Annotated in this window: 6 protein-coding genes; 2 read left to right on the top strand and 4 right to left on the bottom strand. The window is 67.7% G+C overall.

The annotated features are described in order from the left end of the window. A partial coding sequence (gene rsxB, locus G3N93_RS25550) for an electron transport complex subunit RsxB (protein WP_206134221.1) occupies positions 1 to 572 on the bottom strand: 572 nt, incomplete at its 3' end. Positions 573 to 728: 156 nt separating this feature from the next. Here rsxB and G3N93_RS25555 point away from each other — a divergent pair. Continuing rightward, positions 729 to 1,361 carry a TetR family transcriptional regulator gene (locus G3N93_RS25555; RefSeq protein WP_039370405.1) on the top strand — a complete coding sequence of 211 codons (633 nt, stop codon included), beginning with the start codon at positions 729 to 731 and terminating at the stop codon, positions 1,359 to 1,361. Positions 1,362 to 1,457: 96 nt separating this feature from the next. Here G3N93_RS25555 and G3N93_RS25560 read toward each other — a convergent pair whose 3' ends face one another. Both G3N93_RS25560 and G3N93_RS25565 read right to left on the bottom strand, forming a co-directional pair. After that, a complete protein-coding gene (locus tag G3N93_RS25560; protein ID WP_206134218.1) occupies positions 1,458 to 2,933 on the bottom strand; it encodes a polyhydroxyalkanoate depolymerase in 1,476 nt (491 codons plus the stop codon). A gap of 212 nt (positions 2,934 to 3,145) precedes the next feature. Then, the gene (locus tag G3N93_RS25565) at positions 3,146 to 4,975 is read right to left on the bottom strand and encodes a glycoside hydrolase family 15 protein (protein WP_206134219.1); all 1,830 of its coding nucleotides are present in this window, start codon (positions 4,973 to 4,975) and stop codon (positions 3,146 to 3,148) included. 166 nt (positions 4,976 to 5,141) lie between these two features. On the opposite strand from G3N93_RS25565, the gene G3N93_RS25570 reads away from it, so the two are divergent. Continuing rightward, on the top strand, positions 5,142 to 6,386 hold the full coding sequence (locus tag G3N93_RS25570) for a lactonase family protein (RefSeq protein WP_206124116.1): 1,245 nt from the start codon (positions 5,142 to 5,144) through the stop codon (positions 6,384 to 6,386). Positions 6,387 to 6,484: 98 nt separating this feature from the next. Here the strand turns inward: G3N93_RS25570 and G3N93_RS25575 are convergent. Next, positions 6,485 to 10,126 (bottom strand): DNA translocase FtsK (locus G3N93_RS25575; protein ID WP_206134220.1); only part of this gene is annotated, 3,642 nt, incomplete at its 5' end.

Raw genomic sequence — 10,126 nt, forward strand, 5'->3', positions numbered from 1 at the left:
TGGCGTTCGCGCGCGGCATCGGCCTGTTCCTGCGACCACGCGTCCCAGCCGGTGCGTTCGCCGGTCACCGGCAGCATCGCGATGCAGTCGACCGGGCAGGGCGGCACGCACAGGTCGCAGCCGGTGCACAGCGATTCGATGATCGTGTGCATCTGCTTCGGCGCGCCGACGATCGCGTCGACCGGGCACGCCTGCATGCACAGCGTGCAGCCGATGCACAGGCTTTCGTCGATGAAGGCGACCGCGCGCGGATGCTCGCTGCCGTTGACGGGGTTCAGCGGAATCACCGGTTTGCCGAGCAGGCTCGACAGGCGCGCGATGCCTTCGGCGCCGCCGGGCGGGCACTGGTTGTAGTTCGCGTCGCCGGCGGCGATCGCCTCGGCGTACGGGCGGCAGCCGTTATAGCCGCACTTCGTGCATTGCGTCTGGGGAAGCAGATCTTCGATGCGATCTGCGAGTGTTTTGGAATCGGTCACGGTGACAACGGGCGCAGCGGCGCCGAATGGCTCTCGGCCGCGTCGGACGCGGTCGGAAAGGTTTGCCAAAGCTCGATTATCGCCGATTTCCCGCATTGCGCTGGACGCCGTCTGTGCGCATAATCGAACCGCTTTTTTGCAGGGGCTCAGCAGGAGGGCGGCCGCCCGCGGCGCGCCCGTTCCAGGGCGGCCGGCGCCAAGGCGGTGGGGGTGCCGGTCCGGATCAAGCGGCTCACATAGCAAAACGCCACCATGAATCAGCCAAAAATCAAAAGAGATCCTGAAGGTACGCGCCGCCGCATCCTGATGGCGGCAGCCGAAGAGTTCGCGAGTGGAGGGCTGTTCGGCGCACGCGTCGACCAGATCGCGCGCCGGGCCGAAACCAACGAGCGCATGCTCTATTACTACTTCGGCAGCAAGGAGCAGTTGTTCACGGCCGTGCTCGAACACGCGTTCTCCGCGTTGACCGAGGCCGAGCGCGAGCTCGATCTCGACGGCGTCGCGCCGGTCGAAGCCGTCACGCGGCTCGCGCATTTCGTTTGGGACTACTACCGCGACCATCCGGAACTGCTCAGGCTCATCAACAACGAGAACCTGCACGAAGCGCGCTACCTGCACAAGTCGACGCGGATCCGCGAGATGATGTCGCCGATCGTCGCGAAGCTCGGCAACGTGCTGACGCGCGGCCAGAAGGCCGGGCTGTTCCGCACCGACGTCGATCCGCTGCGCTTCTACGTGACGCTGTCGGGGCTCGGCTACTACATCGTGTCGAACCGCTTCACGCTCGCCGCGACGCTCGGCCGCGATTTCACCGACGCCGACGAGCGTGCCGAGATGGTCCGGATGAACACCGAAGTGCTGCTCGCGTATCTGCTGCGGCGCTGATGCGTTGATGCGCCGACCGCGCCGAAGCGGCCGCCCGATGTAAAAACGCCGCCGTGCGCAGGCAACGGCGGCGTTTTTGCGTCGGAACGCAGTGCGTCAGGCGGCCTTGCGCGTGCGCACGGCCTTTGCGCGCGGGCTGCCGGCGGCAGTGCGTTTCGCGGCCGGTGCGGCCTTGGCGGGGGCGGCGGCCTTCGCCGGCGCCTTCGCGCGCGTGCGCTTCGCCGCGGCGGCGCGCGACGTTTCGGCCGGTGCGTCGCCGGCCGGCACGGCTGCGAGCGTCGTGGCCGCCGGTGCTTCCGGGACATCCTTCGTCGCGCCGTGCTTCGGCTCCGGTGCATGCTCGCGTATGAAGTCGCGTAGTTGCGGATAGATGATGGTGCGCCAGCGGCGGCCCGAGAAAATCCCGTAGTGACCGCACTTCTCGGCGGTCAGGCTGCGACGCTGGTCCTGCGGGATGCCCGTGCACAGCTCGTGCGCGACGTGCGTCTGGCCGCTGCCGGAGATATCGTCGAGTTCGCCCTCGATCGTCATCAGCGCGGTGTGCTGGATGTCCTGCGGACGTACGCGCTCGCCTTCGACATCCCACGTGCCTTCGGCCAGGCGGAATTCCTGGAACACGACGCGGATCGTCTCGAGGTAATACTCGGCGGCCATGTCGAGCACCGCGTTGTACTCGTCGTAGAAGCGGCGGTGCGCTTCGGCGTCGTCCTCGTCGCCGCGCAGCAGGCTCTGGTAGAAATCCCAGTGCGATTGCGCGTGGCGTTCCGGGTTCATCGCGACGAAGCCCGTGTGCTGCAGGAAGCCCGGATACACCTGGCGGCCTTCACCCGGGTAGTTCGCCGGCACCGTGTGGATCACGTTGTTCTCGAACCACGCGGTCGAGTGCTGCGTGGCAAGCGAATTCACCGACGTCGGGCTGCGGCGCGCATCGATCGGGCCGCCCATCATCGTCATCGTGAGCGGCGTGTCCTCGCCACGGCTCGCCATCAGCGAGATCGCCGCGAGCACCGGCACCGTCGGCTGGCACACCGAGATCACGTGCAGGTTGCGCGCGCCGATGTGGCGGATGAACTCCTGGATGTACGCGATGTAGTCGTGCAGGTGGAACGCACCGGTCTCGATCGGCACCATCCGCGCGTCGATCCAGTCGGTGATGTAGACCTTGTGATCCTGCAGCAGCGTGCGCACGGTGTCGCGCAGCAGCGTCGAGTGGTGGCCCGACAGCGGCGCGCAGACCAGCACGACCGGCTCGTCCTTCAGTTGCGTGACGGCGTCGGCGTCGTCCGAATAGCGCTTGAAACGCAGCAGCCGGCAGAACGGCTTCTCGACGATCGTCTGCTCGACGATCGGGATGTTGTGGCCGTCCTTGACGATCTGATGAATGTTGAACTCGGGCTTCTCGTAATCCTTGCCGAGCCGGTACATCAGTTCGTACGCGGCGGCCATCCGCGTCGCGCCCGGCATCAGCGAGAACGGGCTGGACGGATTGGCGAACGATTTGGACGCGGCCTGGGCCCAGGCCGTCAGCGGGCTCAGCATGGCGCGCTGGAATTCGTGCAGTTGGTAAAGCATGCAGACTACTCCCGCGTGGGGGACGGTGCGCAAGGGCGGCGTGGGGCGTCGCGGCGTGCCGTGTGGGTCAGCGACCGGCCATGTTGCACTGCAGCCGGACAATCGCGACGATCATATCGGACAACGATGGGTGGTGCAATGCAACATTTCCCCGATTTTTCATCAAAGTTTTGCGATTTGACGTTCTCTGACCAAGCCGCTCGCGCCCCCGTTCAGCGTCCCGTCGCCACGGCCGGTGCGGGCTGGCCGGCTGCGCGCGCCATCGCGTCCTCGTGGTGCATCAGGTTCATCGCGGTATGCACGAGCGCCACGTGCGAGAACGCTTGCGGGAAGTTGCCGACGAGCCGCCCGGCCACCGGGTCGTACTCCTCCGCGAGCAGCCCGAGGTCGTTCGACAGCGCGAGCAGCCGGCTGAACAGCCGGTGCGCGTCGTCGATCCGGCCCAGCAGCGCATAGTTGTCGACCAGCCAGAAGCTGCAGGCGAGAAACGTGCCTTCGCCGGGCGGCAGGCCGTCGTCGTAGTCGGTCGTGCGGTAGCGCATCACGAGCCCGTCGTGCAGCAATTCCCGCTCGATCGCCTCGACCGTGCCGACGATGCGCGGATCCTCCGGCGGCAGGAAGCCGAGCAGCGGCATCAGCAGCACGCTGGCGTCGAGTTCGTCGCTGCCGTAGCTCTGTGCAAACGCCTGTTTGCTTTCGTGCCACGCGTTGGTGCATACGTCGGCGTGGATCTGGTCGCGCAGCGCGCGCCAGCGGTCGAGCGAGCCCGGCAGCCGGAACATCTCCGCCGACTTGATCGCGCGGTCGAACGCGACCCACGCCATCACCTTCGAGAACGTGAAGTGGCGGCGGCCGCCGCGCGTTTCCCAGATGCCTTCGTCGGGTTCCTGCCAGATCTTATCGAGATGGTCGAGCAGCGCGCACTGCACGGACCAGACCGTGTCGTCGGCCTGCAGGCCGCCCACCCGTGCGAGGTGCAGCGCGGCCATCACCTCGCCGAACACGTCGAGCTGGAGCTGGTTCGCGGCGCCGTTGCCGACGCGCACCGGCTTCGAGTCCTGGTAGCCGGGCAGCCAGTCGAGCTCCATTTCCGGCAGCCGGCGCTCGCCGGCGATCCCGTACATGATCTGGATCTGTTCGGGCGAGCCGGCCATCACGCGGCCCAGCCACGTGCGCCACGCGCGCGCCTCGTCGTAATAGCCGCCGCGCATCAGCGCGAGCAGCGTGATCGTCGCGTCGCGCAGCCAGCAATAGCGGTAGTCCCAGTTGCGGTTGCCGCCGATCTTCTCGGGCAGCGACGTGGTCGGCGCCGCGACGATGCCGCCGGTCGGCTCGTACGCGAGCGCCTTCAGCGTGATCAGCGAACGGCGCACGGCGGCCGCGTAGCGGCCCTGCACCTGGCAGCGGCCCGACCATTCGAGCCAGTAGTTCTCGGTGCGCGCGAGCATCGACAGCGGATCGCGCGCGGGCGGCAGCCGCAGGTGCGATGCCGCGTAGCTCAGCGAGAACGGCACGCGCTCGTCGGCGCTCACCGTGAATTCCGCGAGCGTATGAAGGTTTTCGCCGGTGAGCGGCACCGGTGTGCGCAGCACGACGGTGTCCGGCCCCGCGATCGCCTTCATGCCGTCCTCGCGGGTCAGCTGCGTGACCCACGGGATCGAGAAGCCGTAGTCGAAGCGCAACACCAGTTCCATGCGCATCTTCATCGTGCCGTGACGGCCGACGACGATCCGCACCAGCTCGGACCAGCCGTTGCCGGGCGGCATGAAGTCGACCACGGTGACGGCGCCGTCGGCGCTTTCGTAGTCGGTTTCGAGAATCAGCGTGTCGCCGCGATAGCGGCGCGTCGTGTGCGTGATCGCGGCGTCGGCGGCCGGTGCGAGCAGCCAGCGGCCGTGCTCGGGGGTGCCGAGAAGCGCCGCGAAGCAGGCGCCCGAATCGAAGCGGGGCCAGCACAGCCAGTCGACGGAGCCGTCTTTAGCGATCAGCGCGGCGGTGTGGCCGTCGCCGACGAGGGCGTAGTCTTCGATCAGGGCAGGCATGGGCAGGCGATCCTTGGGTATTCGAGTTCACAATGCGGACGGCGACGGCCAAGGCTTCACGCGCTGGCGCCGCGCCCCGTATACTCGGCCGGGCGGCGGAGCGCATGAACGGCCGGCGTTTCGTCCTATCTCAACACTTGAAGCGACTCGATGCAAGGAGGATTCAATGCCCAACCGTTTACGCGAGCGTGACGCACGCGCTTCGACACGAGGGTTCCCGCTTAGGCTCGCTCACTGGATGAAAGGTTTCGCGATCGTGCTCTCTCTTTCCGCGACCCACGCATTTGCGCAGCAATCGCCCGCCCCGGCCGACGGCGTCTACAACCTGCTCGTCGGCACCTATACGGGTGGCGGCAGCGACGGCATCTATGTTTACCGCTTCGATACGAAAACCGGCAGCGTCGCGCCCGTGTCGTCGGCGAAGACCGTGAATCCGTCGTACCTGTTGCCGAGCCGCGACGGTCGCACCGTCTACGCGGTCAACGAACTGCCCGGCGACGACGGGCCGGCGACGCAGCGCGGCGGCGTCAGCGCATTCCGCTTCGACGCGAAGACGGGCGCGCTGAGCTTCATCGACCGCGTGTCGTCGGAAGGGAACGATCCTTGCTATCTCGCGCTGTCGCCGGACGGCAAGTACCTCGTGACCGCCAATTACTCGGTCGCGAAGGATCCGGGCGGCAGCTTCGCGGTGTTTCCGCTGCGCGACGACGGTGCGGTCGGCCAGGCCGCGCTGACCGTGCACCATGAAGGCACGGGGCCCGTGAAGGGCCGCCAGGATGGTGCGCACGTGCATTCGACGGTGTTTTCGCCCGACGGCCGTTACCTGTTCGTGCAGGATCTCGGCGCGGACAAGATCTACGGCTACCGCTACACGGTGGATGGCAGCCGCGGGCTCATCAGCCCGACCGAGACGCGCTACACGCCGGTGAAGGCGGGCTCGGGCCCGCGTCACATGGTGTTCAGCGCCGACGGCCGGTACGCATACGTGACGAGCGAACTCAACGCGTCGGTCGAGGTGTTCGGCTATCACGACGGCAAGCTGACGCCGGTCGAAACCGTGTCGATGACCGCGCCGGGCTTCAAGGGCAAGGTCGGTGGCGGCGCGATCCACCTGGCGCCGGACGGCCGCTTCCTGTACGTGAGCAACCGCGGCGACGCGAACGACCTGGTGATCTACGCGGTGAACCAGGCCGACGGCCGGTTGAAGCAGGTCGGCCGCCAGTCGAGCCTCGGCAAGACGCCGCGCGAGTTCCTGATCGATCCGACCGGCAAGTGGCTGATCGTCGGCAACCAGGACAGCGATACGTTCTACGTGTTCAGCCGCAATGTCGAAACGGGGCAGCTCGGCCCGAATCCGCAGAAGGTGGCGGTCGGCAAGCCGGTCGACTTCAAGCTGGTGCCGGTGCAGTAAAGGAAAAAGGGCGCTGCCGATGCAGCGCCCTTTTTTTTCGGGCGGCCGGTTTCCCGGTGCGCCCGTGTCGGTTGCCGGCGGCCGACCGGCCGCCGCGCTCAGTCGGCCGAGGCCGGCACGAGCACCTCGCGGCTGCCGTTGACGCCCATCGGCGACACGAGCCCGGCCGCCTCCATCTGCTCGACGAGGCGTGCGGCGCGGTTGTAGCCGATGCGCAACTGCCGCTGCACCGACGAGATCGACGCGCGCCGCGTGCGTACGACGAACGCGACGGCTTCGTCGTACAGCGGATCGGCCTCCGCGTCCGGCGCATCGCCGAACAGGTCCTGCGTCGCGCCGTCGGCGGCCGGGCCGTCGAGAATCCCTTCCTCGTACTGCGGCTCGCCGAACTGCTTCAGGTACTCGACGACCCGGTGCACTTCCTCGTCGGCGACGAACGCGCCGTGCACGCGCTGCGGATAACCGGTGCCTGGCGGCAGGAACAGCATGTCGCCCATCCCGAGCAGCGATTCGGCGCCCATCTGGTCGAGAATCGTGCGCGAGTCGATCTTCGACGACACCTGGAACGCGACGCGCGTCGGGATGTTCGCCTTGATCAGGCCCGTGATCACGTCGACCGACGGACGCTGCGTCGCGAGAATCAGGTGGATGCCGGCCGCGCGCGCCTTTTGCGCGAGGCGCGCGATCAGCTCTTCGATCTTCTTGCCGGCGACCATCATCAGGTCGGCCAGCTCGTCGATCACGACGACGATCAGCGGCAGCGTCGACAGCGGCTCCGGATCCTCCGGCGTCAGCGAGAACGGGTTGCCGATCTTCTTTTCCTTCGCCTCGGCATCGCGGATCTTCTGGTTGAAGCCCGCGAGGTTGCGCACGCCGACGGCCGACATCAGCCGGTAGCGTTTCTCCATCTCGCCGACGCACCAGTTCAGCGCGTTCGCCGCGAGCTTCATGTCGGTGACGACCGGCGCGAGCAGGTGCGGGATGCCTTCGTAGACCGACAGCTCCAGCATCTTCGGGTCGATCATGATCAGCCGCACGTCCTCGGGCGTCGCCTTGTACAGCAGCGACAGGATCATCGCGTTGATCGCGACCGACTTGCCCGAGCCCGTCGTGCCTGCGACGAGCATGTGCGGCGCCTTCGCGAGATCAGTGACGACCGGGTGGCCGGTGATGTCCTTGCCCATCGCGATCGTCAGCTGCGAGGCCGAGTGCTGATACTGGCGCGACTCGAGAATTTCCGACAGGCGGATCATCTGGCGCTTCGCGTTCGGCAGTTCGAGGCCCATGCAGGTCTTGCCGGGAATCGTCTCGACGACGCGGATCGACGTGAGGCCGAGGCCGCGCGACAGATCCTTCATCAGCCCGACGATCTGGCTGCCGCGCACGCCGAGCGCGGGTTCGATCTCGAAGCGCGTGATCACGGGGCCGGCCGACGCGCCGACCACCGTCACCGGCACCTTGAATTCCTGCAGCCGCTGTTCGATCACCTGCGCCGTCTGCGCGAGGTGTTCGTCGGTGATCGTTTCGATGTCGCCGGAGGGCGGCTCGAGCAGGTCGAGCGTCGGCAGTTCGACGCTGAACGACGCGGGTGCGTGGAATTCGAACGCGTTCGGGCGCGGTGGGCGTGCGGGGGGGGCGGGGGCTGGGGAGCCGGCTGCGGCTGGTGCGGCCGGTTCGGTTGCCGTGGTGGTGATTGCTTCGGCCGGCGGGGCAGTGGGGATCGCCGGTGCGGACAGGTTTGCGCCGGGGATCGTTGCTGCGGGTTGCTGAGCCGTGGCCGATGGGGCTGTCGGCGCTGCGGAGACATTCGACACGGACCAGCTTGCCGGCGATGAGGCCGAGGCAGGCGGAGTGGCGAACGTCGTGGCTTCGACTGCTGCAGGTGCGGAAGCGATCGACGGAGTGAGCGTCGCGGTGGCTACGCCGAAGGACGTCAGAGAGCCGGTCGGAACGACGGGCGAGCTGGCGATCGGTTGTGCTGGCGTTGCTGCCGCCGTGGCGATCGGTGCGATTGCTGCTGATGACGTTGCAGCCGTGTCGGAAGCGGCCGTTGGTACGGGCAGGCTTGTAGCCGGCTGCGGTGCGACTGCGCCGGAGATGCCGAATGTCGTGCCCGTCGACGAAGTTGCAGGGTTGGCTTGAAGCGTCGGGGCGGGCGCGGAACTCGGTGCGGTGATCGAGCCTGACGCGACATTCGCGGCCATCGTGGTAGCGCTCGCCGGCGCGGTCGAACCGGAGGTCGAAGCCGACGTGTCGGCTGTCGGCGGCGTCACGGCAGGCGCAATGGACGATGCGGGCGTCGATGCGCGGGGGAACGAACCGTAAGTCGTGCCCGCAACGCTAACCGGCGCGGCCGACGCGGCGGATGCAATGGTCGATGCCGAAGCGGCCGGCTGCGAAAGCGGAGCCGACGCTGTGCTGGTCACGCCGAGCGGGGATGCCGGCGCGACGGGAGCAGCGGTCGATGCCGAAGCGGCCGGCTGCGAAAGCGAGGTCGACGTAGCGTCGGTCACGCCGATCGGGGATGCCGGCGCGACGGGAGCAGTGGTCGATGTCGAAGCGGCTGGTTGCGAAAGCAAGGTCGACGTAGCGCCGGTCACGTTGATCGGGGATGCCGGCGCGACGGATGCAGTGTTCGATGCCGAAGCAGCCGACTGCGAAATCGAGGTCGACGCAGTGCCGGTCATGCCCATCGGAGATGCCGGTGCGATGGAGGCAACGGCCGCGATCGACGCAGCCGGTTGAGCAAGCGAACCGGATGCCGTGGCGATCGCACCATCCGACGAGGCAGTTACGGTGACGGGCGCAATGCCCGATTCGAATGCAGGCGCTTGCGCGGCCGAACCGTGGACGGTGCCGACGCTCGGCGGCGTAGCGCTAGCTGACGCCGTTTGCGCGGCGGCAAACGGTTGAGCGGCAACCGGCGATTTCGGCAATTCCGCGGTGACGGGCGTATTCGTCGTGGCCGGTTGCACCGTCGAAGGCGTCCACGTCCATGCCGCCGCCGGTGCGGCGCCCTGAGCGATGGCCGTCAGCGGCGCTGCAGGTTCCATCGTGTCCGACTTGGCTGCTTCCAGTGCGGCACTCGATGCGGCCGGTGTCGACGCTGCTGCAAACGGCCTGGTTTCGGTGCTTGGGCGCGATGTCGTCTCAACGACCGGTGAAGAGGGGAGGGCCGCGAACGGCGCGATGTTCCCGGCGGGCTTCACGTCGGCGTGCGCATCGTCGATGCCTTGCGGCACGCGGGCCGATGCCGTGTGATCGATTGCAGCAGCCGGTTGAGCCGTGTACTTGTCGTCCGTATCGAACGATGCGGGCGGGTTGCTCGCAGCGACGTCGTGAACCGCCTCGGTCCTCGGTTGCGCGAAGGCGGCGTGGGCCGGCTCCGATCCCGTCACATCCGTCGATGACTCGGCGACCGGGTTCCAGGCGGACGCGTCAAACGCGGAAACCGGCTGGCTGGCGAGGTCTTCCCACGGCGCGAGGTCGATGGGCGCGTCGAACGACGGCGCGGGCGTGATTCCCGACGCCGGCGCGGCAGGGGCATTGTCGGCGTGCCGGATTTCGTCATCGGCGTGATGCGAGAAGGCATCGTCGATGCCGGTATTCGACAGCGCGCGCGGCGCGGCGGCGTCGAACGTCACGGCGCCCGTATCTGCAACCGGAGCATGAACAGCGGGCGCCGCCGGCATGAACGCGTCGAGCACGATCGGTGCGTGTTCGTCGTACGCCGGCGCAGG

Source organism: Burkholderia sp. Se-20378, from assembly GCF_017104665.1.
In the GTDB taxonomy this organism is placed as follows: Bacteria; Pseudomonadota; Gammaproteobacteria; order Burkholderiales; family Burkholderiaceae; genus Burkholderia; species Burkholderia lata.